Genomic DNA, 22,456 nt, shown 5'->3' with positions numbered 1-22,456 from the left:
TACTGATCTTACTCAGTCTTTCAGGCAGTCACCGCGGCGTGTTCCGCTGCGGTGAACGGGCTTTTAGACCCCACACCCACACCCGTCAACACATAATTTCAGAAAAATGACAGCAGGCGAGAAAAAAGTGGCCACGTTTCTCGCCCCTTACGCAAAACAGGAGGCCGAAGCCCCCCGTCTGTCCTGTCTTATGGTAACGCCAAAAGAACGTTCGATCAGAAATGACTGGTCGTTTCATAAGACGTGAACCACGCCACGAAGCGCTTCACGCCCTCCTCCAATGTGACCACTGGCCGCCAGCCTGTCAGCCTTGTCATCTCTTCATGAGAGGACCACGTTGCCTCGACATCTGAACGTGGGCGACGTTTGGCCTCGATAACCGCCTTTTGCCCCAGTTCCTGCTCAAGCAGCGCAACGAGGCGACTTACAGCCGTCGGTGAGTCACTCCCGAGATTGAAAAGGCGCGAGACCCCTTTTTCTGGCTCATTATCCAGCGCAGCAAGCACGCCGGAGACAATATCATCGATATAGGTGAAATCACGTGCCAGTCCCTCGCCCTCATAAAGGGTGAGTGCTTCACCTGCCGTGATGGCACGGGCAAATTTGTAGTAGGCCATGTCCGGACGGCCCCACGGACCGTATGCGGTGAAGAAACGCAGCCCGGTCTGTTTCAGGCCATAAAGATGAGCGTAGGCATGGGCCGTCAACTCACCGGCACGCTTGGTCACCGCGTAGAATGACCCGGGACGATCGACGGCATCGCTCTCGCGAAAAGGCATCGTCTCGTTGAGACCGTAGACGGACGATGAGGATGCATACACGATGTGGCGCAGATCCGGCAGGTGACGCGCCGCCTCAAGCAGCACGACATGTCCCATCATATTGGAGGTCACGTAGGCGCATGGGTCGGCCAGTGAATAGCGGACCCCTGCCTGAGCGGCCAGATGCACAATATGAGTGATGCCCGGATGCGCTGCGAGGGCAGCCTCCACATCCTCACGGCGGCTGAGATCACCCTTATGAAAAACAAAACCATCCTGGCTTACGAGCTGCGCCAGACGATCCTGTTTGAGCTGCACACTATAATAAGCGTTCAGTGAGTCGAACCCGATCACCTCGTGTCCCTGGCTCAAGAGCTGCGCGGCCACGTGATAGCCGACAAAGCCTGCAGCCCCGGTCAGGAAAACCTTCATGGCGTTCAGTGCGCCACTGGGAGTGCCTTGGACGATACGAGATCGCCCACGACAATATTGTTCTTTTCCATCGTACCCGCAGCGACTTCCAGAACGGCGGCTGAATCACCCTGCCCGACCAGACGACGTTCGCTAAACGGTACAGTCTTTTCAGCTATGGCCTGTATGCGGCCATCCGTCCCGATAAAGACGATATCGAGCGACGGTGCCGTATCACGCATCCACATGGCAGCCGCCTCGGGGGGGCTGAACAGGAAGAGCATCCCCGTATTTTCCGCGATGCTCTGGCGCGATGACTCCCCGGCTTCCTTCTGCTTTTCTGTCCGGGCGACCTCAACAGTGAAATCATGGCGACCGTTATGACGGTCGGTGATTGTCAGGGGAGCTTTATCGAGAGGCTTTTCAGCACCAGCCTGAGCTTCGCGCTGACTGTCCGCCGCGACTGCGCTGGACAGAACCGGTGCGCCATCCAGTGCAGTGACAGCAAGGACCAGACCGGTCAGAAGCGCACGGCTCCGCAAATTCCTATTCATGTCTGCGCTCCCGGTTATTCAGGCGAGGAAAGGATTATTCTGCCGCTCTTCGCCAATCATGGTTGGCAAACCGTGCCCCGGCAGAACAACGAAATCGTCAGGCAGGGAAAGCAATGTGCGCTTGATCCCTGCAATCAGGCTCTCATGGTCGCCATAAGCGAAATCCGACCGTCCAACAACACCACGGAACAACGTATCGCCCACAATGGCCAGTTTATCGGCCCGACTTATATAGATGACATGACCAGGCGTATGGCCTGGACAGTGCGCGACCTCAAACCTGCCAGCCGGGAGGTCAATCACCTCGCCCTCCACCACAAACCGGTCGGGATGAGCGTTTCGCAGGTCATACAGCCCAAAAGCCTGAGCCTGATCCTCCACCGTTTCGAGCAGAAAGGCATCGCGCCGGTCAGGACCGATCATCGCAACCGGGGCCGATTGACGTTTCTCGAGACCTGCACGCAGGGCATCCGCCCCACCAACATGATCAAAATGCCCGTGAGTCAGCAGAATGGCATCCACGGTCATGCCCTCAAGCAGCTGCAGGAGTTCAGGCGCGTCCCCTCCCGGATCAACGACAACCGCCCGGCCCGTATCGGGATCTTCGAGCACGGTACAATTCTGACGCAGTGGCGTTACCTTGACGGTGCGGGCACGCAAATCCGGCTCATCCTCTTCTTGATCGTGACGCACCCCGGAAGAATGAGGCAGCCTGAAAGGCGGCAATTCCGGAAGCGTTGCTGTGCAGACCATGATGCGCAAAGGCTTCATGGCCGCGATACCGCGCAGGGGCCGTTCATTCAAGCAATCATATGACGGGCAGGATTGACCGGACCTTCTGGCCGCATCAGAGTCTGGCCCATCCGGCGCGGCGTAATCTGCCCGGAATTACGACGTTATCAGGAGACGATCATGAGCCGAATCATTCGCACAGAGCCTAATCCCGTCATGTCCAAAGCCGTCGAATATCACGGCTTCGTTTTCACGCAGGGCGTCGTGGCCCGTAATCTCGATGCTGATTTCGATGCCCAGACCGCCGATGTGCTCGAGCAGCTGGATGTTTTGCTTGAGCAGCATGGTACGGACAACACCCGTATTTTGCAGGCACAGATCTGGCTGAAGGACATCAGCGACCGCGATGCACTTAACAAGCAGTGGACAGCCTGGCTGCCCAAGGACGCAGCCCCGGCACGAGCCTGTGTTCAGGCGATTCTGGCTGATCCGCGTATGCTTGTGGAAATTATGCTGATCACAACGAAGTAGAGGTGATTGAATTTTCCCTGAGCCAACACATTTTATCTCGGGGAAAATTCATAAAATCGCCACGACTCTCCCTTACATGGGTTGCCAATCCAAGGTGAACACAGTTACCTAGATGCAACACACAACGGGCGGATATTGAATCAATGAACGTGGGACAGAAAAGTTGCCTCAGATTTCTCCGCAGGCCGTTTTTTTCGTCCCTGACCGCTTTATCCCTTCTGGTAGGGTCGGCGGTTCTGGCCCCAAAAGCTGAAGCGCGCCAGAAGGCTGGTCACAAGGCTGTTATGCACTCAGCGCATAACGTCCGTCATGCTTCTACCCGTCATGCGGCCCTTCATCAGACGCGCTTTACAGTACGTCGCCACCGTTCTGGCGGCCATGTTATCCAGTGTGTTGCGTACGCCAAGGCCGCCTCTGATGTTGTGTTGAGCGGTAATGCCCGTGACTGGTGGGATAACTCCCGCGGTGTTTATGCCCGTGGTTCTGCTCCCGAGCCCGGCTCGGTGCTGAATTTCCGCGCCATTCGCCGCATGCCCTATGGCCACGTTGCGGTCGTCCGTGCCGTTGAAGACAATCGTACCATCGTGATCGATCAGTCCCACTGGGCGCAGAATGGCGTTGCCAAGAACGTGCGCGTGATTGACGTTTCTCCCAACAATGACTGGTCTGCTGTACGCGTGGCGCTCAACAGCAGGTCTGGTACCTACGGCAGCATCTATCCGACATATGGGTTCATCTATGGTCGCCCTGATGACGGGGTGATGATGGCTAACAATACGCCTGCGCCCGCCCATCGTTCCACGCGTTCGCATAATGTGACAACGGCAAGCTTCGCGGCCCTGCAACATCCTATGAACTCGACCGAAGTGGCAGAGGCCCCGGAAGACGCATTCAGCGTAGAAGGCCCCAGCCGCAATCTGCGCTGATCAGACCTGCTCAGCTGACTTCCGCCAAGGCGGCCCGGAAACGGGTCGCCTTTTTTGTGACCTGTACCCCGCCTCATAATCCTCAGTCGGGCCAAAGCGCCCGAGCCTGTTGGCATACGGGATTCAGGGGCGTGCTGAACGATGGTAGGGATGGCCCGCGCTGATCGCGCGCGCGCGGTAGATCTGCTCTGCCAGAAGCAATCGCACAATCATGTGGGGCCAGGTCATACGCCCGAAGGAGATACGGGCATCGGCCCGCTCAATGACGCTGGCCTCAAGTCCTTCAGCCCCGCCAATGACGAAAGAAACCTGCTTGCCGGTTGCAAGCCACGAATCGAGCATGGTGGAGAATTGCTGGGAATCGGGTGAATTCCCCCCCTCATCCAGCGCAATCACGATCGTACCCTCGGGACAGGCAGCCAGAATCGCCGCCGCGTCCTTGCGACGGATCTCCAGGGCACTGCCCCGCGATTCGCCAATCTCGATCAGATCGACTCTGGGGCGGGTACGCTCGACGTAACGGTCGAACAGCTCCCGCTCCGGCCCTCTCTTGAGGCGACCGACCGCCACAATCCTGATCATGCGTAATCAGAGATCCGTCGTGTCGGCTTCATCGCTGGCAGTATCGTCCAGATCCTTGCCCCACATCCGCTCAAGCGCATAGAGGGCGCGGCTCTCGGGCTTGAACAGATGCACAACGATGTCACCGGTATCGAGCAGAACCCAATCGGTTCCATTCGCACCTTCGATGGTGATGCGCTTGATGCCGATTTCGTTCAGCTTGTCTTCAATATGCGTGGCCATGGCGGCAATCTGCCTGTCGGCAATACCTGTGGCGACCACCATATGGTCAGCAAAGCTGGCACGCCCCCGCAGGTCGAGCGTCACGATATCCTCGGCCTTGTCTTCGTCAAGGCTTGCCGTGATGAGTGCCAGCGCCTTTTCAACCAGTTCCGGCTCAGCACCGGTGCGCGGTGCGGCACCGCGGGTCTTGCGCGGGCCTGCAGCGGCGGCCTTTTTGCGCGGCGTGCCGGCGGTCTTCATGGTGGCAGTGGCCTCGCCCGTGGCGGGCTGGGTCTTGGTCTCACCAGCGGACGCGCGGGTGCGACGGGCTGGGGTGGGCGTCTCGTCGGACGGTTTTCTGGCGATGGCTCGACACTCCGGTCAATACATTAGAGAGAGAGCGAGGCGGGATAATTGCCGGAATCCCTCAACGCTGTCGCTGATATACCGTTTTGCGGCGCCGGAAGAAAAGCCCAGACACCACCTTTAGAGCGCGACATGATCGGCCCGCGCCGCGGAGGCACGCGCATATGGCTTAACGCATGGGTGGCCTGGCCTGACAGCGCTGTGCGATTGCTGCCCGGTCTTGGCACAACTGCCATGGGAACATGCAGGGCAAGATCGCGCCAGCGACGCCATCGTGTGAGCGTCGCCAGACTGTCCGCCCCCATCAGCCAGACGAAGCGCGCCCTTGGAAAACGCAGCCGCAGCAGCGCGATCGTCTCGACGGTATAACGCTTGTTCAGACGCGCCTCGATATCGGTGGCGATGATATGCCGCCCGTCAGCCAGGGCACGGGCCGAATCGAGGCGATTTTCGAACGGCGCCATGCCCCGCCTTGGCTTGAGCGGATTGCCCGGCGAAACCATGAGCCAGACCTGATCGAGCCGCAGATGCGTCAGGGCATAGCGTGCGAGTTGCAGATGACCCGCATGGGCTGGATTGAACGACCCACCCAGCAGCCCGATCGACACCGCACGATTATCGCCATATTTTGGAATTTCCACCACGTCAGGGGCGGGTCTGCCCGGTGCCTCGGACCTCATAACGGAAGGTCGTAAGCTGTTCGAGGCCGACGGGGCCACGGGCATGGATCTTGCCTGTGGCAATACCGATCTCGGCCCCGAATCCGAATTCTCCGCCATCGCAGAACTGGGTCGAGGCGTTCCACATCACCACGGCGCTATCCGTCCCATTCAGGAAGCGTTCGGCGACCTCTGCATTTTCAGTGATGATCGCTTCCGTATGACCGCTGCCATAACGCGCGATATGGGCAAGTGCCGAATCGATATCCTCGACAACAGCCACGGAGAGACGCGCATCGAGCCATTCTGTCGCAAAGTCATCCGACGTGGCAGGTTCAAGATCATGCACGATATGACGCGCTGTCTCGTCACCCAGAATGGCGCAGCCCAGCGCATGCAGATCCTGCACCAGCGCAGGCAACAGGGCCTCGGCAATCGCGTGGTCGATCAGCAGGGTTTCGGTCGCGCCGCAAATACCGGTACGCCGCATCTTGGCATTGGCGAGAATCTCACGCGCCATCGCGAAGTCGGCATCCTTGTGGATATAGGTATGACATAGCCCATCGGCATGAGCGAGAACCGGTACGCGGGCCTCGCGCTGCACCCGCTCGACAAGCGATTTGCCACCGCGTGGGATGATCATGTCGATTTCACCGGCAGCTGTCAGCATGGCGGCGACATGTGCCCGATCAGCATCGGGGACGATCTGCACGCAGTCACGCGGCAGACACGCCTTCTCCAGTCCTTCCTGGATGCAGGACTGGATGCACCGTGCTGATTGAAGGCTCTCGGAGCCGCCACGCAAGATGACGGCATTGCCGGATTTGATGCACAGGCCCGCAGCGTCTGCCCCCACATTGGGGCGGCTTTCATAGATCATGCCAATGACACCAAGCGGAGTCGCCACACGGCGGATGTTCAGGCCATTGGGACGTATCCAGTCACACAGCACCCTGCCCACCGGATCCGGCAAAAGCGCAATCGATTCGAGGCCCTTTGCCATGGACTCGATCCGTGCAGGCGTCAGCGTCAGCCGGTCGATGAAGGCAGCACTCGCCTTGGAGGAGGCGACATCGCGTGCATTGGCCACAAGAATATCAGGTGCATGTTCACGCAGTGACGCTGCGGCGGCACGCAAGGCCTCGTTGCGCTGGCTTTCCGGGGCTATGGCGAGAAGACGGGCCGCTGCGCGCGCTGGTCCGGTCAGGGCCTTGAAATCGGACACGGTCGTAGCAGCTTCCATCATTCATTCTCCTGTCTGCCATGCGGCATCTGGCCCGGCCGAACCCGAAAACGGCCCAAAGGGCGATCAGCTATGTATCATGCCTGCGCAGCTTGAAAAGATCGGCCCAGGGCAAGGGTTGCGGCAACGTTGCGTGCGCAGCGCCTCAGGGCTTGCTCCGCCTCGCCGAATGCCTCTTCCAGCGTGCAGGGGCGCTCAAGACAGCTGAAAACGGCGTCGAAGCCTGTTGCAAGCAGATCTTCATGCCCGGCACCCAGTGTACCCGCAAAGGCTATCACCGGTCTGCCTGCCTTTTTCGCCAGCGTGGCGATTGCCTGCGGTGCCTTGCCCTGCGCGGTCTGGCGATCCAGCCGCCCCTCACCGGTGATGACCAGATCCATCTGGCTCACGAGCGCCTCCAGACCCAGAAGCCCCGCCACCGACTCAGCACCCGGAACGAGGGTCGCCCCGCACAGCCCGACCAGCCCCAGAGCCGCACCACCCGCGGCGCCCATACCTTCCACCGCCGTCAGATCACGCCCGCAGCGCAGTTCCACCAGACTCGCAAGGCGCGCCAGCGAGGCCTCCAGAAGCGGAATCATGGCAGGTGTTGCCCCCTTCTGAGGCCCGAATACGGCAACCGCGCCGGTCTCTCCCAACAAAGGAGCCGTCACATCGCACAAAATCTCGATACGACACTCTGCCAGCCGGGGATCGAGCCGGTCGTCATCAAGAGAGAACACCGCCCCAAGCGGCCCTCCTCCGTGAGGAATTTCCTGGCCGTGCAGATCGTGCAGCGAAACACCAAGCGCCTGCAAAAGACCCGCCCCACCGTCGCAGGTTGCACTGCCGCCAAGCGCGAGAACCAGATGCCTGCACCCCATATCAAGGGCTGCGCTCATGAGTTCCCCCACGCCATAGGTGGTGGTGAAAAGGGGTGAGCGCGATTCGAGTGGGGTTTGGGCCAGGCCGGCGGCCTCGGCCAGTTCGATCAGTGCTGTCCGGCCATGATCAAGAACAGCGAAATGCGCCGATACAGGCACACCGAGCGGGCCGCATACATCGCGGGTTTCAAGTCGGCCGCCCAGTGTGCGGGCCATGATGGCGGCAGTTCCCTCGCCGCCATCCGCCATAGGAAAGGCGTGATAGCGGGCATCCGGGTAGATTTCCCTGAAACCGCCGATAATCGCCTGAACCACGGCCTCTGCCGTCAGGCTCTCCTTGAAGGAGTCACAGGCAACGAGAATGTCCATCAGCGCCTCCGGTAAGACGCCCTATCATTGCCTCAGGATCAGGCCGGTCAAGTCCTGATCCTGTCAAACCCGGATAGTGTCAGACGTTGAAGCGGAACAGCAGGACGTCACCATCCTGCACGACATATTCCTTGCCTTCGATACGCAGCTTGCCCGCTTCCTTGGCACCGGACTCGCCGCCACAGGCAATGTAATCGTCATAAGCCACTGTCTCGCAGGCAATGAAGCCGCGCTTGAAGTCGTTATGAATGACCGCAGCCGCCTGAGGGGCCTTTGTGCCCTTGGTGATGGTCCAGGCGCGCGTCTCTTTCGGGCCGACCGTAAAATAGGTGCTCAGACCCAGCAGGCCGTAGCCGGCAGCAATCACACGATCCAGACCGGAATTGCTCAGCCCCAGCCCTTCGAGGAACTCGGCGCGCTCTTCCTGCGGCAGCTGGCTGACTTCCGCTTCGATCGCCGCAGACACCACCACCACGGCAGCGCCTTCGGCCTCTGCGCGCTTGCGCACGGCTTCGGAGTGGCTGTTGCCGGTCGAAGCAGAGCCTTCCTCCACGTTGCAGACATAGAGCACCGGCTTGGTGGTCATGAGCTGCAGGCGGCGGGCGGTTTCTTCCTCACCCTTGGGTACGGCAGTACGGGCGGGCTTGCCCTCGCGCAGAGCGGCCATGATGGGATCCATGATGGCGAGCTGCTGCTGCGCCTCACGGTCATTGCCGCGGGCGCGCTTCTGCAAGGCCGTCTGACGCTTTTCGAGCGAGTCCAGATCGGCCAGCATCAGCTCGGTCTCGATGATCTCGGCATCGCGCACCGGGTCAACGCCACCTTCGACATGGGTGATGTCGTCATCCTCGAAGCAGCGCAGCACGTGGATGATGGCATCCACCTCACGGATATTGGCAAGGAACTGGTTGCCCAGGCCCTCACCACGAGACGCGCCGCGCACGAGACCGGCGATATCGACGAATTCGAGGCTGGTCGGCAGGATCTTCTGCGACTTGCCGATACGCGCAAGGTTGTCGAGGCGCGAATCAGGCACGGCGACGCGGCCCACATTCGGCTCAATGGTGCAGAAGGGATAATTTGCTGCCTGAGCTGCCGCCGTTTCGGTCAGCGCGTTGAACAGGGTGGATTTGCCCACATTGGGAAGCCCCACGATGCCACAATTGAAGCCCATCAGCGTTTCTCCCCGCACAGCATGGCGATTTTTGTCATTGTCGCTTCCGGTTCCCCCTTGGCCAGCAGGGGCGACGCCGCAGCCACGGCATCGAGAAGCGTTTCGAGTTCTGTCTGTTCGGCCTTGGCGAAATCGCCCAGCACATGGCCTGTCACACGGTCCTTGTGACCGGGATGCCCGATGCCGAGACGTACGCGCTGATAATTCTGGTCACCCAGCATACGGTCCATGGAACGCAGGCCATTATGGCCTGCCGCACCGCCACCGCGCTTGACCCTCACCTTGCAGAACGCAAGATCGAGCTCGTCATGAAACGCCGTGATATCGGAAACCGGAATCTTGAAGAACCGCGCAGCCTGCTGCACGCTCTCGCCGGACAGATTCATATAGGTCATGGGCTTGAGCAGAAGAACCTTCTGTCCCTCGATGCTGCCCTCGGCCGTCTCTCCCTTGAAGCGCGAGCGCCAGGGAGAGAACCGGTAATATTCGGCAATACGCTCGACAGCCATGAAGCCAATATTATGGCGCTGTCTGCGCATGCCGGGCTCGGGGTTACCGAGCCCGGTCCAGAGTAGCATTGCGGCCACCCTGAGCGGTCTTACTTCTTCTTCGCAGGAGCGGCGGCTTCAGCAGCGGCCTTCGCAGCGGCTTCAGCTTCCATCTCGGCATCGACCGTCGGCGGCGCGATGGTGGCGATGACGAAGTTCGGCAGCTGCAGAACCGGCGTCACGTTCTCGGTACCGGTCAGGTCGTCCCAACGCACGTTGTCGTGGATGTCGAGCGCGCTCAGATCAACCGTGAAGCTGGACGGGATGTTGTCCACATCAGCCATGACGTCCACCGTGTGACGGACCAGGTTCAGCACGCCACCGCGCTTGATGCCAGGAGCCTTGTCTTCACCGGTCACGTGGATGGCGACGGTCACGTGGACCTTCTCGCCAGCAGCCAGACGCTGGAAATCGACATGGATCGGCGCATCGGTCACGGGGTGCAGCTGCACTTCACGCAGAAGGGCGCGCACGGTGCCACCTTCGAGCGGCAGTTCATACAGGCGCGAGCGCCAGCCACCACGGACCATTTCCTTGTGGATGATGCGCGGATCGATCTGGATCAGCGAGGCTTCCTGCTTGCCACCATACACAACACCCGGCACCAGACCGGCACGTCTCGTTGCGCGCGCTGCCCCCTTACCAGCCTTCGCGCGCGTAGAGACTTCGAGGGACGTCATATTTGTCACGGTATTCTCCCAAATTCATTGCACTCATGGCCTCCAGGGGTGCCTGAGTGATGGGGCGCCTTACCGGAATTGGGGGGGTAAAGCAATGTTCTTCGGGATTCGGCGGGCGATTTACCCGGATGATGGGGGCTTCTCAGGGCTCTGCCCTGAAACCCGCAAAGGAGCGCAGCCCCTTTGATCCCGATGCAAAAAGGCGGGGATGAAAGGGTCTTGTCCCTTGCCGGGGCACGGAGCAGCGCCCCGCTTCCCATACTGGTTGCGCCGCCTCAGGCCTCCGCTCTGAAACCCGCGAAGGAGCACAGCCCCTGCGATCCCAAGCATTCAAAGCCGGGATGAAAGGGACTTGCCCCTTTCCGGGCTGCGGGGCAGCGCCCCGCATCGCTCACTCGTAGGCGGTGAGCACCCAGCCATTATCTGTAGGGTCGCAGTAAAGCGGCACGGCATTGGCGAGGCGGACATTGATGGGCAGGCTCATGGCGGCGCGCAGGGCGCGGAACAGGGCCCCATGCGCGACAATCAGGGGGATGCCGCCCTGTTCGAGCGCATGATTGACTGCCCCCGCAGCACGGGTCTTGAGACCCTCGAACGTCTCGCAGCCATCGGGCGTAAACTCGCCGGCGATCCATGGATCGTACCAGTCGCCCATAGGCTCACCTTCCATCACACCGAAGCAGACCTCTTCAAGGTCGCGATCCGTGCTGAGCGGCAGGGTGACGCCACTTGATGCTGCAATGGCCTGCTGGGCAGCCATCGCCGTGTCATGGGCGCGCGTGAGCGGAGAAGACACGATCTGGCTGATAGGTGCTGCGCCATCGCGCCAATGCTGCGAGAGAGACGCGCCAGCCTTGACGGCCTGTTCGCGACCCGTGGCATTCAGTGGAATGTCCGTGCGGCCCTGGGAGAGGTTTTGGGCGTTCCAGTCGGTCTGACCGTGGCGCAGATACCAGAAGGGGCGACGAAGCAGCATGAAAACCAGTCCTTAATCGAAGAGCGAGGAGACAGAGCTTTCATCTGCCACAGCACTCATGGCACGCGCCAGCAGATTGGCGGTGCTGATCTGCCTGATATTGGGTGAGGCTTCCATCGCCTCGGTCGCGGGAATGCTGTCGGTCAGGGTGAGCATCCGGATGGGTGATGCCGTGATGCGCTCAACAGCCTGACCGGTCAGGACGCCGTGGGTGACATAGGCCTCTACCCCGGCGGCACCATGATTGATGAGGGCCTGGGCCGCATTGCACAGCGAACCGCCGCTATCGACGATGTCATCAACCAGAATACAGTAACGCCCGCTGACATCACCGATCACGTTCATGACTTCCGAAACGCCAGCGCGCTCACGCCGCTTGTCGATAATGGCTAGATCGGTGTTCAGACGCTGCGCCAGCTGACGCGCACGCACCACACCGCCCACATCGGGGGAGACAATCATCAGGTCTTCATTGGGATGGCGCGCATTGATGTCGCGCTTGAAGAGCGGGGCCGCATAGAGGTTGTCGACCGGGATATCGAAGAAGCCCTGTATCTGCATGGCGTGCAGATCCATGGTCAGGATACGGTTGGCACCGGCTTCGACCAGCAGATTGGCGACCAGTTTGGCGCTGATAGGGGTGCGCGGACCCGATTTGCGATCCTGCCTTGCATAGCCGAAATAGGGCATGACAGCCGTGACACGACGGGCCGACCCGCGACGCAGGGCGTCGAGCATGATCAGCAATTCCATCAGATTGTCGTTGGTGGGTGAGCAGGTGCTCTGGATCACGAACACGTCTTCGCCGCGCACGTTTTCCTGGATTTCAACAAAGACCTCGGCATCGGCGAAGCGTCGTACAGACACCTTGCACAGCGGGAGACGCAATTCCTGAGCAACGGCACGCGCCAGTGGCAGGTTACTGTTACAGGCGACGATCTTCATCGGGAAACGACTCCGGTCCGGGGCGGCAGCAAACGCGGCCTTCTAACAACGCCGGGCCATGCTGTCATTAACTCATGGCCGCCCGCCCCGGTCGATAGAGCGTTTTTTACAGAGCTGTGACCGACGCCACTCATGTTCTGGGTATTGGCCCGCTATACGGGTTTTTACCGTGGTTCAGGACTTACCCGTGGCAGCATTGGCACCCTTCGCCTTGTCAGCCCCGCTCTGGTCAGGCGAGAGCGGCTGGTGATTGCGGCCTGAATAATTGGTGATGATCTGATGCACGGCACCTGACGCCTCTGCGGCTACGACCATCGCCACATCACCCCATGCGCCATCAAGGGAATGGGCGTCGATATCGTGAAGCTGCGTGGCTGCGCCGGCTTCCTTGCCATCTGCCGCCACGGTGCGCCAGACGATCTCGATATGCTGGAGCGGGTGGCCTGTATTACCGGCAGGGCCGTCGCTCAGGGTCACGATGCACTCCACGCTGTAATCAGCAGCCTTGGCATCGCGCTCCAGCTTGTCATGCTGGTCGGGAAAGATGGAGACGAAAGCGCGGGCGAGTGCCACATTGCCATCGCCCGGAGCACCATGCACACCCTTGAAGAATACCTTCGCCGGGCGGCGCTTGAGGCTATGCGGATCGGCCTGCATCATCGAGGCCTGAATGCCTGTCAACACATTGGCAATCTGCGGCGCAGAACCGGCGGCAAGGGCTGAAAGCTGGTCAGCCTGACCCTGGGCCCAGACCGAGGCTGCGACCGGAGCCGCGTCCCAATGCCCCCGGGCTTCGCCATTGGGCGTCATGACCTCATAGTGCGGCGTAACCTGATCACCCTGCATGGTTGCCGACAGCCTGAGCCACCAGTCACCCGGCTTGGCAGGCTGCGCCACAGCTGGAAGCGATTGGTCAACCAGCTGCGCCGCGACGTCCTTCGCCCAGAGGGTCGAGGCATTATTGTCCAGCAGTGACGCGGCAGGGGTGGGTACAGCCAGTCTCGGCGGTGGCGTCGTCAGGGCCAGACGGCGCCCTTCCGGTCCCGGATCACCGAAAGGATGCGGCATATCGACGCACCCGGCAAGCAGGGCCAGTGCTCCACACAGCCCGGAGAAACGTATAATCCGGCCCGTCATGCGACTGCCCCTGCCCTGATGGCCGAAATCTGATGTCCGATTGCACCGCCCCCCGCCAGCGTGCGCCGACGATGGCTGAAAAAGCGTAGCGCATCATACCGGGTGTCGAGCCCGATCATGGAAACATGGCGCAGCCCCGCTCGCCTGAGGCGATACAGACAGTATCCCGGCAGGTCGAACAGGTAGTGCCCTGCACGGGGTGCCTCGATGAAAAAGCGCTCTGCACAGGGCGCGACAAGCGCAGAGCCATCCAGCACCTCCGCACGCATGTCGGCCCCAACCTCGTATCCCGCCTGACGGATACAGGGCCCGACACAGGCGGTGACATCCCCTGCGCCAAGAGCTTGCATTGCGCCCAACGTGGCCTCCAGCACGCCACCCACGGCACCGCGCCAGCCTGCATGGGCGGCCCCCACAACGCTGCCATCGGCACTGGCAAACAGTACCGGTCCGCAATCGGCCGTAATGACACCCAATGCGAGATCGTCACGATTGCTCACCAGGGCATCGGCCCTGGGGCCCTTTCCTGTGGGCCAGACCGGCGTATCGTGCGTGAGAACCACGACATCGGGGGAATGGGTCTGGGTCAGACCCAGCAGGGACGACGCCTCAACCCCCAGATATCCTGCCACACGCCCGCGATTGAGTGCGACATTGGCCGCAAGATCGGCGGAGGCGAGCGAACAGTTGAGTGTGTCATAGGGCGCCGGTGACACACCCCCACGGCGCGTGAAAAAGCCGTGGCGGACATGCGACAGCGATGGCGCTGGCAAGACCCAGCCGCGCGGTGCCTGATCAGCCATAAGCCTTCTCTCCCTCAAGGGTATGGGGATGGCGAATGCCAAATGCCATGAGCCAGAGCCCGGCGAGCGCCATGGGAATGCAGAGCACCTGCCCCATGGTCACGCCAAAAGGCAGAAACCCGATGAAGGAATCGGGTTCGCGAAACAGTTCGCAGAAGCTGCGGGCCAGCGCATAGCCAAACAGGAACAGACCCGACAGGAAACCATAGCGCACACGCGTCCAGGAACGGCTTACCGCTACAAGCATGACGCAAAGCAGGACAAGACCTTCCATAAGGGCTTCGTAAAGCTGCGAAGGATGCCGTGCGATGGGGCCACCTGTCGGGAATACCATCGCCCAGGGCAGCCAGTCCGGCGCCGCACGGCCCCAGAGTTCACCATTGACGAAATTGGCGCAGCGCCCCAGCCCGAGCCCGAGCGGTACGATGACCGTAATACGGTCGGAAAAGGACAGGAAACTCAGCCCGTTGCGCCACGTGAACCACGCCAGTGCCAGAATGACTCCCAGCGCACCCCCATGAAACGACATGCCGCCCTGCCAGACCTGAAGGATCGACAGGGGATGCGTCAGATAGAAGCCGGGTTTGTAGAACAGGATGTAACCCAGACGCCCGCCCAGCACGACGCCAAGCATGGCCCAGAAGGCAAAATCATCTACCTGCTCACGGGTGGCAGCGCGTGGCGCCAGCCCGCAGAGCCGGATAGCGATCTTCCAGCCAATCAGGATCGACAGGATATAGGCCAGCGCATACCAGTGCACGGCCAGCGGCCCAAGACGGAAGGCGATCGGGTCGAATTGCGGCAGGATGATCGGATGGGCGGACATGGGGTTCTTTACAGATAGGGGTCGGGCGTCGCGAGATAGTCGCGCACATAACGGGTAATTCCCGCCTCAAGCGTGGTGAACGGGCGGTCATACCCGGCAGCACGCAGGCGCGACATGTCGGCACAGGTATAGGATTGATACTGCCCCTGCAGGGCCTCGGGCATATCAATGAACTCGATGCGCCGCGGCACACCAGCCGCATCGCACACGGCATTGGCAAGGTCGACATAGCTGCGCGCCGTGCCGGTGCCACAGTTGAACAGGCCGCTGACATCGGGGTGATCATACAGCCACAGCATCACATCGATCAGATCGCCCACCCAGATGAAGTCGCGCGATTGCGCGCCGTCAGCCAGATCGGGACGGTCGGAGCGGAACAGCCGGGCCGGCGCACCGCGCATCACCTCGTCATACTTCACCTTCACCACCGAGATCATGGATCCCTTGTGATATTCATTGGGTCCATAGACGTTGAAGAATTTCAGACCGGCCCACTGGCGCGGCATCACGCCACCCGAGGCCTGCCGGGCCAGAAGATGCTGGTCAAACACATGCTTGGACCAGCCATATAGATTCATGGGCCGCAGCGTCCCGAGCGATTCGGGCGCATCGGAAAAGAGTTCCGGCCGGTCGGCTGCGCCATAGGTGGCAGCAGAGGACGCATAGAAGAACGGCACATCGCGCGAGGCGCACCAGTCGAGCAGCGTTTCGGACAGGGTGATGTTGGTCTGCCAGACCAGATCGCCATCGCGTGCCGTGGTGCTGCTGATGGCGCCCATGTGAAACACAGCCTTGATGCCGGTTGTGTTGATCAGGAAGGCATCGAGCTCCTCCGGGCTGATCAGCAGGTCCGGGGCATGTTTGGCAAGATTGCGCCACTTCCCCTGATCGCGAAGGCGGTCCACGACCGCGACAGCCTCACCCCGCGCCTTGAGCGCTGCGACCAGGCACGAGCCAATAAATCCGGCGCCGCCGGTGACGATCATCATGGAACCTGTATAAGACGCCGCAACGCAACCTCCAAGCCACACCAGCCGGAGAAAAGCGCGGCCCTGGCATCCTGATCCTCCATGCCGCGTTGCAGCCGAACGATGTGGGGGTCAGTCTGGGCGGCATGACGCCCTGTTGGCTACACGGGGGCATTTTCACCGCCCGGTGACAAAGCCGGGCGACACGACAGCAAGGATACCGCCATGGCAGACCGGCCCCGTTTTTTCGATGATCTCGCAGGTGTTGCCGGAGGCGCCTTTTCGGCCCTGACCGGGCTGAGGGAAGAAATTCACGCCATGGCGCGCGCACGGATTGACGAGGTTCTGTCCTCGCTCGATCTCGTGCGACGCGACGAGCTGGATGTGGCCCGCGAACTGGCCACACGGGCGCGCATGGCGCAGGAAGATGCCGATACCCGCATCGCCAAGCTGGAAGAGCGGCTGTCTGATCTGGAAAAGGCCGTAACCGCCCCACCGTCACACGACTGAAGGCCCTGCGTACCTGCGATCTTGCAACAGGACGCAGGCATACGTAACGTGGCCTGGTATGACGATTCGCAGCTTGCACAGCCCCGGATCTTCATATCGTTGCAGACATCCTGATGCGCATCGCCATGCCATGCGCATCACCGGCCCAGGGAGTCCCGAATGCCTGCTCTTTCCTTCTCCTCCTCCTCGCATCAGGATACGAATCCCCTCGACGTCATGGAACAGATCGTCTGTGGCCATGACTGGGCGTTCGACCGCCGCACAGATTGCGAGATGGCCGCCGAAGCACCGGGAAAATGGTGCGATTACGGGCTGTATTTCTCATGGTCACGCGAGATCGCAGCCATGAACTTTACCTGCACGTTCGACCTGCGGGCTCCCGCCAACCGCCGCAAGGCGCTTTACGAACTGATTGCACTGGCCAATGAGCGCCTCTGGATCGGGCATTTCAGCCTCGACCTTGAAACCGGCACGCCGGTTTTCCGCCATTCGGTTCTGCTGCGCGGTGCCACGAGCCTTGCCGCAGAAAGCATGGAAGACATGATCGATATCGCCATCACGGAATGCGAGCGCTTTTACCCCGCCTTCCAGTTCACACTCTGGAGCGGGAAATCTCCTGCCGAAGCCCTCGAGGCAGCCATGCTCGATTGCGCAGGTGAAGCGTGAGCCTGCCGTCACTGCTTCTGGTCGGTTGCGGCAAGATGGGTGGGGCGCTCTGGCAGGGCTGGCTTGAGGAGGGTCTGGCACCCTCCGTCATTCTGGACCGGCGCTGTGAGGCGCCTCCTGCTCCCCATCATGTCGTGCGCAGCCCATCGGAAATTCCTGAGAACTTCAAACCCGACATCATCATTCTGGCCGTCAAACCGGCTGGCATGGAAGAAACCATGGCATCGCTCATGCCTGTTCTGGACGATACCATCGTCATCTCGATGCTGGCCGCCCGAACCATCGAGAGCCTGCGCGCGGCCTCCGATGGCGCCCGCACTAAAATCGTGCGCGCCATGCCCAATACACCCGCCTCGATCGGCAAGGGCGTAACGGGCGTTTGCAGCACTGATCTGAACGAGGAAGAGCGCAAGCTCTGCACGACCCTCCTCTCTGCCGTGGGTGACGTCGCCTGGGTAGAGAGCGAAGCCCTGTTGGAGGCACTCACCCCCATATCGGGTTGCGGTCCGGCCTATGTATTCCTGCTGGCGGAACTGCTGGAAAAGGAGGCTCTGCGCGTGGGCCTGCCACCTGACACGGCACGGTTGATTGCACGAGGGACGGTTTCAGGCGCTGGGGCGCTGCTCGAAGCCTCTCCGGAGGAAAGCGAGACATTGCGCAAGAATGTCACCAGCCCCAACGGTGTAACAGCCAAGGCGCTCGAAGCGATGATGGCACCGGAAGCCTGGCCGGCCACCATGACCAGGGCAATTGATGCGGCCATGGCTCGAGCGCGCGAAATGGCCTCGTGAGCGAACCGTCGCAGAACGCCTCCTGATTTCGTCTCAGGAAGGCGCACGAGCAAAACCGCGCATTTCCCTGTCATTCGATTGTCACAGCCTGACCATCTTGTATTATTGGTGCTGAATGACAGGGACGGGTTCATGACGGAAATCGATCGCGAAGAATTTGATCTGGCGCTTCTGGAGGCGGGCTTCACCATTGCTGCCGAAAAAGGCTGGCCACGCTTCACGCTGGTCGAGGCTGCGCAGCGTGCCGGATTGCCGATCGATGAAGTACGCGCCCGCTTTCCTTTCCGGCACAGCCTGCTGTTCCGTCTGGGCCGTCTGGCTGACGAGTCGGCCTTTCGCGATGACGGTCTGAGCGGATCCGTCCGTGAGCGCGTCTTTGATCTCTTCATGCGACGCTTCGACGTCTTCCAGCAATATCGCGAAGGTATCCGGGCTGTTCTGCAGGCCCTGCCGACGGAACCCGGTCTGACACTCCTGCTTGGTGCTGCCACCCTCGACACGATGCGCTGGATGGCTGAGGTCGCTGGTGTCGAGTGCAGCGGACTGGGCGGGCTCATGCGTCTCAACGGGCTTGCTGGTGTCTGGGGCTTTGCCCTGCGTGCCTGGGAGAAAGATGAGACCGCTGACCTCTCGCAGACCATGGCGGCGCTCGATCAGGGGCTCGACAAGGCAGAACGTTTTGGGGTGCTCAAGCCTTCACCGGACCGCCTGATGGATCAGGCCAGTCAGCGCACAGGCATTGCCGATCATCCGCTCGAACTCGAAACATAATGGCTTTACGTCTGCCATGAGGCAGATTAAAAGCCCTTCAACGCGATGGGATGTAGCCAAGCGGTAAGGCAGCGGATTTTGATTCCGCCATTCGGAGGTTCGATCCCTCCCATCCCAGCCAGCGTCACTCACCTATAACGGTGATTTCTGCCCCCGCTCCCGTCAGCTGTAACTTATCTCCAAGCTCTGGCGCAGACTACCAATGGGGACTGAATACGCTTCGTGAGAGCGCTCAACCGTCATACGCCTTATTGCCTGTGCAAAATGCCAGGAGAATTTTATCTGGCGTAGGCCACATAGATCCCAAAAGAAGAAATCATAGATGCCGGGGTCGATCATGAAGAGACTGGATCCCTCCCCACAAAAGGCAACATTGGTCAGCCCCGCCCCGAGCGGACCAGCAACATGGGTCGCCCCTGAGAAAACCGCGCATTGCTGCACGATCGTCATATCTTCAGGGAAGATCGTCTCAAAACCGTAACCCTCGAATGCCTGCCTCACATCGCTTTCATTGAGGGTGACGCGTGTGGACGAGCGCTCACGGGAGACATAGAGGCGTCGTTGCCTGCCCTGCTCCACCGCAGCGCGGAGGCGGTTGCAAAACCGTGAGAGAGTGCGGGACTTTCGCGTCGAATGCTGTGCGATTGGCCCAGCGTACAAAAGCTGCCTTACACGATACATTGGCGCTGTCATCGGACAGATTATGAATTTTCCCGGATAGACCAGCGTCAGAAGCTCCGCCAGTTCGCGTTCGAAGCGCTCACCGAGCGGCGGCAATAACAGTCGTGCCTGACCGTCGAGCACGCAGACGATATTCTCAAGTTTCGCCAGCATCTCCACGAGCCTGTGCCCGTGATTGTCTTTTCCACCATGGAAGATGAATACTGCGACATCATCGATAAAAGGAACATTATCGCTGTTGGGGCACAGGCTGCCGAACTCTGGCATGATCGAGATATTGATCATGGAGGGATCAAAAAGAGTCCTGTCCCCCATGAAGACCGCTGGGAAATCCGACACATAAGCATCTCGCAGGATATACACATCCTCAGGCGGGGTCTGCATATGCTCGTATGATAACTCGCGAAGAATGTAATTCTTGAGCTCAGTATCGTCAGAGACGAAGTTGAACATGTCGGGCGCCGGGCGCTGATACGAATCTGGCCCGATAACTTCGTGATATCCATCGGCCTGGGCACGCCAAAGGGACAAGCCCTCAAGCTTGACGATGGGGCTGGTCACGGTCTGGTCAGGCGATGTCGGGGTTACACGGTGACGTCTGAAAAGATTAAGCATGAATACCCCCTACGACACACCGGACGGCGTAGCGCCAGCGATAGCGCTATCAGCCGGATGCCACAACGCTCAAAAGGCGTGAGAGCCCGTCGCACCGCGTGCCGACCAGACAGCACTCCATGAGCCTGAACCTCGTGCCATGGGACTGATGGAAGCTCCCTCCCGTTCTGGAAACCGGCCTGCCTCGGAGGGGGCTCTGACGTCAGTCGGGACGCAAGCGGCGCAGACGATAGACAGATGTCATCGCCAACGGACCTATGTTGATCCGTCTTGATATCAGAGGAACTGATTGTGCATTTTAGGAAGGTACCGGCGGGGCAATGGTGGGCACACAAGGGCTCGAACCTTGGACCCGCTGATTAAGAGTCAGCTGCTCTACCAACTGAGCTATGTGCCCATAGCCCCGCTCCGGTGAGAGGGCTTTTAACAAAGGGCGAAACAGGCATCAAGAGAAAAAATGCACTATTCCGCATACGAAACTAAAGCCCCTATTTCTCCGGTGAAAGCAAACGCATAAGCGTGTCGAACTGATCGAGGCTACGATAGTCCAGACGAAGCGAGCCACCCTTGCCGTTGAATTCAATCTTCACCTTGAGGCCAAGGCGTGTCGCAAGATCGCGCTCCAGACGGACCAGCTCGTTATCACGCGGTGCCTTGGCAGCTTCCTGCTCCACTTTGGGAGTCAGCCGTGCCAGGGCCTCGGTCTGACGCACGTTCAGCCCGCGGGTGATCACGATATCAGCCGCTGCACAGGGGTCAGGATGCGCCAGCAGGGCACGGGCATGCCCTGCGCTCAGCAAGCCATCACGCACCTTCTGGCGTACGGCTTCGGGCAGATTCAGCAGGCGCAGGATATTGCCAATATGCGGGCGGGATTTGCCCACCGCTCCGGCCAGTTCCTCCTGCGTCAGGGCGTAATCTGTCAGCAGGCGCTGCAGGCCTTCCGCCTCTTCAATCGCGTTAAGATCGGCACGTTGCAGATTCTCGACCAGTGCGGCAGCCATGGCATCGGCATCGTCGAGCAGGCGCACATGCACTGGCACCTCATGCAACCCAGCGCGCTGCGAGGCCCGCCAGCGGCGCTCACCGGCGATGATCTGGTAATGCCCCTTCTGATCCGGGTCGGGCCGTACGAGGATAGGTTGCAGCACACCCCGGCTGCGTATGGAATCTGCAAGTTCGTTCAGCCTGCCCTCATCCATATCGACGCGGGGCTGAAAAGGACCAGGCGCAAGAAGATCCACCCCCAGCATGGAAGGCGTCGGCGCAGCCTCATGCGCGGCCCCTTGCGTACGGGGCAGCTCGACAGCCTGGTCGCCCAGCAGGGCGGCAAGGCCGCGACCAAGACGGGGAGCCGGTTTCTTGCTCATGAAGAAGCCCCTTGCTTTTGGGTAAGGCCCAGACGCTGACTGATTTCCTGTGCAAGGGCGAGATAAGCCTGGGCCCCACTGCTCCGGCGGTCATATTCGAGTACCGAACAACCGTGGCTCTGGGCTTCGGAAATCTTGATGTTGCGCGGGATCAGGGTTTCCAGCACCTGCTCGCCGAAGAAGTTGCGCGCATCTGCTGCCACAAGCTCCGACAGGTTATTGCGCCGGTCATACATCGTGAGAATGATGCCCGCCACATGCAGGTCTGCATTGAAGGCGCGGCGCACACGATCGACTGTCCGCACGATCTGACTGATACCTTCCAGAGCAAAGAACTCACATTGAAGGGGGATCAGCACGGCATCGGACGCAACGAGCGCGTTCAATGTCAGCAGACCAAGACTAGGCGGACAATCGATCAGGATCACATCGTAACGCCCTGACAGGGCCTCGAGAGCCTCTCGTATGCGGAACTCACGGCGATCACTACCGATCAGTTCAAGCTCTGCCCCTGCCAGATCAGTATTGGCGACGATGATGTCGAGATTGGGCGTCTCTGTCGGGCGCGGCAGCTTTTCGGGCGGCGCTTCCTGCATGAGTGCCGCATAGCTGCCGATCTGGCGTGCATTGTAGTCGACGCCGAGGCCAGTTGAGGCATTGCCCTGCGGATCGATATCGACCAGCAGCACGCGTTGCGTGCTCGCAAGCGCCGCGGCCAGATTGATTGCTGTTGTGGTCTTGCCCACACCACCCTTCTGGTTGGTGACGGCGAGAATACGGGCCTTGCTGCCCATGTC

The 22,456-nt window shown here is 60.5% G+C and carries 26 protein-coding genes and 2 tRNA genes; 7 read left to right on the top strand and 21 right to left on the bottom strand.

What is annotated here, in order from left to right; translation table 11 throughout:
• Positions 1-215: 215 nt before the first annotated feature.
• Genes F3J08_RS09385 through F3J08_RS09375 form a run of 3 tightly spaced genes read right to left on the bottom strand, consistent with a single transcriptional unit; the run spans position 216 to position 2,530 of the window.
• Positions 216-1,193, bottom strand: coding sequence for an NAD-dependent epimerase/dehydratase family protein (locus F3J08_RS09385; RefSeq protein ID WP_166929474.1), 978 nt, complete (start codon positions 1,191-1,193; stop codon positions 216-218).
• Positions 1,194-1,198: 5 nt separating this feature from the next.
• Entirely contained in the window at positions 1,199-1,726 is a 528-nt protein-coding gene (locus F3J08_RS09380) for a DUF192 domain-containing protein (protein WP_166929472.1), read from the bottom strand.
• 18 nt (positions 1,727-1,744) lie between these two features.
• The gene (locus F3J08_RS09375) at positions 1,745-2,530 is read right to left on the bottom strand and encodes an MBL fold metallo-hydrolase (protein ID WP_240149239.1); all 786 of its coding nucleotides are present in this window, start codon (positions 2,528-2,530) and stop codon (positions 1,745-1,747) included.
• Between the two features lie 108 nt (positions 2,531-2,638).
• Here F3J08_RS09375 and F3J08_RS09370 point away from each other — a divergent pair, with 108 nt between their 5' ends.
• Both F3J08_RS09370 and F3J08_RS09365 read left to right on the top strand, forming a co-directional pair.
• Positions 2,639-2,989, top strand: a complete 351-nt coding sequence (locus F3J08_RS09370; protein WP_122038303.1) for a RidA family protein — start codon at positions 2,639-2,641, stop codon at positions 2,987-2,989.
• 149 nt (positions 2,990-3,138) lie between these two features.
• Positions 3,139-3,915, top strand: coding sequence for a CHAP domain-containing protein (locus tag F3J08_RS09365; protein WP_370458705.1), 777 nt, complete (start codon positions 3,139-3,141; stop codon positions 3,913-3,915).
• Positions 3,916-4,038: 123 nt separating this feature from the next.
• Here the strand turns inward: F3J08_RS09365 and F3J08_RS09360 are convergent, their stop codons facing one another.
• The 14 genes from F3J08_RS09360 to rfaD all read right to left on the bottom strand — a co-directional run bounded on the left by F3J08_RS09360 (position 4,039) and on the right by rfaD (position 16,276).
• Positions 4,039-4,494: a 23S rRNA (pseudouridine(1915)-N(3))-methyltransferase RlmH gene (locus F3J08_RS09360; protein WP_370458704.1), complete on the bottom strand. Its 456-nt coding sequence runs from the start codon at positions 4,492-4,494 to the stop codon at positions 4,039-4,041.
• A gap of 9 nt (positions 4,495-4,503) precedes the next feature.
• Positions 4,504-4,959, bottom strand: coding sequence for a ribosome silencing factor (rsfS, locus tag F3J08_RS09355; RefSeq protein WP_062165513.1), 456 nt, complete (start codon positions 4,957-4,959; stop codon positions 4,504-4,506).
• Positions 4,960-5,087: 128 nt separating this feature from the next.
• Positions 5,088-5,744 carry a nicotinate-nucleotide adenylyltransferase gene (locus tag F3J08_RS09350; protein ID WP_062165514.1) on the bottom strand — a complete coding sequence of 219 codons (657 nt, stop codon included), beginning with the start codon at positions 5,742-5,744 and terminating at the stop codon, positions 5,088-5,090.
• Positions 5,710-6,966: a glutamate-5-semialdehyde dehydrogenase gene (locus tag F3J08_RS09345; protein WP_370458703.1), complete on the bottom strand. Its 1,257-nt coding sequence runs from the start codon at positions 6,964-6,966 to the stop codon at positions 5,710-5,712. The genes F3J08_RS09350 and F3J08_RS09345 overlap by 35 nt, the downstream gene beginning before the upstream one ends.
• Before the next feature lie 77 nt (positions 6,967-7,043).
• Entirely contained in the window at positions 7,044-8,198 is a 1,155-nt protein-coding gene (locus tag F3J08_RS09340) for a glycerate kinase (RefSeq protein ID WP_166929467.1), read from the bottom strand.
• 79 nt (positions 8,199-8,277) lie between these two features.
• Positions 8,278-9,372 carry a redox-regulated ATPase YchF gene (gene ychF / locus F3J08_RS09335; protein WP_166929465.1) on the bottom strand — a complete coding sequence of 365 codons (1,095 nt, stop codon included), beginning with the start codon at positions 9,370-9,372 and terminating at the stop codon, positions 8,278-8,280.
• A complete protein-coding gene (gene pth, locus F3J08_RS09330; protein ID WP_023978854.1) occupies positions 9,372-9,950 on the bottom strand; it encodes an aminoacyl-tRNA hydrolase in 579 nt (192 codons plus the stop codon). The genes ychF and pth overlap by 1 nt, the downstream gene beginning before the upstream one ends.
• A gap of 20 nt (positions 9,951-9,970) precedes the next feature.
• On the bottom strand, positions 9,971-10,609 hold the full coding sequence (locus F3J08_RS09325; RefSeq protein WP_023978855.1) for a 50S ribosomal protein L25/general stress protein Ctc: 639 nt from the start codon (positions 10,607-10,609) through the stop codon (positions 9,971-9,973).
• A 382-nt stretch (positions 10,610-10,991) separates the two neighbouring features.
• Positions 10,992-11,576 (bottom strand): histidine phosphatase family protein, encoded by a 585-nt coding sequence (locus tag F3J08_RS09320; protein WP_166929464.1) that lies wholly within the window; start codon positions 11,574-11,576, stop codon positions 10,992-10,994.
• A 12-nt stretch (positions 11,577-11,588) separates the two neighbouring features.
• Positions 11,589-12,521, bottom strand: coding sequence for a ribose-phosphate pyrophosphokinase (locus F3J08_RS09315; protein ID WP_023978857.1), 933 nt, complete (start codon positions 12,519-12,521; stop codon positions 11,589-11,591).
• Positions 12,522-12,695: 174 nt separating this feature from the next.
• Positions 12,696-13,658: a hypothetical protein gene (locus tag F3J08_RS09310; RefSeq protein ID WP_240149237.1), complete on the bottom strand. Its 963-nt coding sequence runs from the start codon at positions 13,656-13,658 to the stop codon at positions 12,696-12,698.
• Complete coding sequence (locus F3J08_RS09305) at positions 13,655-14,461, bottom strand: polyphenol oxidase family protein (protein WP_166929463.1); 807 nt, start codon at positions 14,459-14,461, stop codon at positions 13,655-13,657. The genes F3J08_RS09310 and F3J08_RS09305 overlap by 4 nt, the downstream gene beginning before the upstream one ends.
• The gene (gene lgt / locus F3J08_RS09300; protein WP_166929461.1) at positions 14,454-15,287 is read right to left on the bottom strand and encodes a prolipoprotein diacylglyceryl transferase; all 834 of its coding nucleotides are present in this window, start codon (positions 15,285-15,287) and stop codon (positions 14,454-14,456) included. The genes F3J08_RS09305 and lgt overlap by 8 nt, the downstream gene beginning before the upstream one ends.
• 8 nt (positions 15,288-15,295) lie before the next feature.
• A complete protein-coding gene (gene rfaD / locus F3J08_RS09295) occupies positions 15,296-16,276 on the bottom strand; it encodes an ADP-glyceromanno-heptose 6-epimerase (protein WP_023978865.1) in 981 nt (326 codons plus the stop codon).
• Positions 16,277-16,480: 204 nt separating this feature from the next.
• Between rfaD and F3J08_RS09290 the strand changes: the two genes are divergently transcribed.
• The 5 genes from F3J08_RS09290 (at position 16,481) to F3J08_RS09270 (ending at position 19,114) form a co-directional block, all read left to right on the top strand.
• Positions 16,481-16,765: an accessory factor UbiK family protein gene (locus F3J08_RS09290; RefSeq protein WP_122038313.1), complete on the top strand. Its 285-nt coding sequence runs from the start codon at positions 16,481-16,483 to the stop codon at positions 16,763-16,765.
• 159 nt (positions 16,766-16,924) lie between these two features.
• Positions 16,925-17,431, top strand: coding sequence for a YbjN domain-containing protein (locus tag F3J08_RS09285; RefSeq protein WP_023978867.1), 507 nt, complete (start codon positions 16,925-16,927; stop codon positions 17,429-17,431).
• Positions 17,428-18,222 carry a pyrroline-5-carboxylate reductase gene (proC, locus tag F3J08_RS09280; RefSeq protein ID WP_370458698.1) on the top strand — a complete coding sequence of 265 codons (795 nt, stop codon included), beginning with the start codon at positions 17,428-17,430 and terminating at the stop codon, positions 18,220-18,222. The genes F3J08_RS09285 and proC overlap by 4 nt, the downstream gene beginning before the upstream one ends.
• 141 nt (positions 18,223-18,363) lie before the next feature.
• Positions 18,364-18,993: a TetR family transcriptional regulator gene (locus F3J08_RS09275; RefSeq protein WP_370458702.1), complete on the top strand. Its 630-nt coding sequence runs from the start codon at positions 18,364-18,366 to the stop codon at positions 18,991-18,993.
• Between the two features lie 46 nt (positions 18,994-19,039).
• Positions 19,040-19,114 (top strand) — tRNA-Gln (locus tag F3J08_RS09270).
• 41 nt (positions 19,115-19,155) lie between these two features.
• Here F3J08_RS09270 and F3J08_RS09265 read toward each other — a convergent pair.
• From F3J08_RS09265 to F3J08_RS09250, 4 genes are all read right to left on the bottom strand, one after another.
• Entirely contained in the window at positions 19,156-20,289 is a 1,134-nt protein-coding gene (locus tag F3J08_RS09265) for a DUF563 domain-containing protein (RefSeq protein WP_166929458.1), read from the bottom strand.
• A gap of 321 nt (positions 20,290-20,610) precedes the next feature.
• Positions 20,611-20,686, bottom strand: a tRNA-Lys gene (locus F3J08_RS09260).
• Positions 20,687-20,777: 91 nt separating this feature from the next.
• Positions 20,778-21,659, bottom strand: a complete 882-nt coding sequence (locus F3J08_RS09255) for a ParB/RepB/Spo0J family partition protein (protein WP_166929456.1) — start codon at positions 21,657-21,659, stop codon at positions 20,778-20,780.
• Positions 21,656-22,453 (bottom strand): ParA family protein, encoded by a 798-nt coding sequence (locus tag F3J08_RS09250; protein WP_122038317.1) that lies wholly within the window; start codon positions 22,451-22,453, stop codon positions 21,656-21,658. The genes F3J08_RS09255 and F3J08_RS09250 overlap by 4 nt, the downstream gene beginning before the upstream one ends.
• Between the last annotated feature and the right edge of the window lie 3 nt (positions 22,454-22,456).

The organism is Asaia sp. As-1742 (assembly GCF_011753235.1).
Taxonomy (GTDB): Bacteria; Pseudomonadota; Alphaproteobacteria; order Acetobacterales; family Acetobacteraceae; genus Asaia; species Asaia bogorensis_B.
The sequence above is the reverse complement of the archived record's forward strand: the minus strand, read 5'-3'. Positions and strand labels throughout refer to the sequence as shown.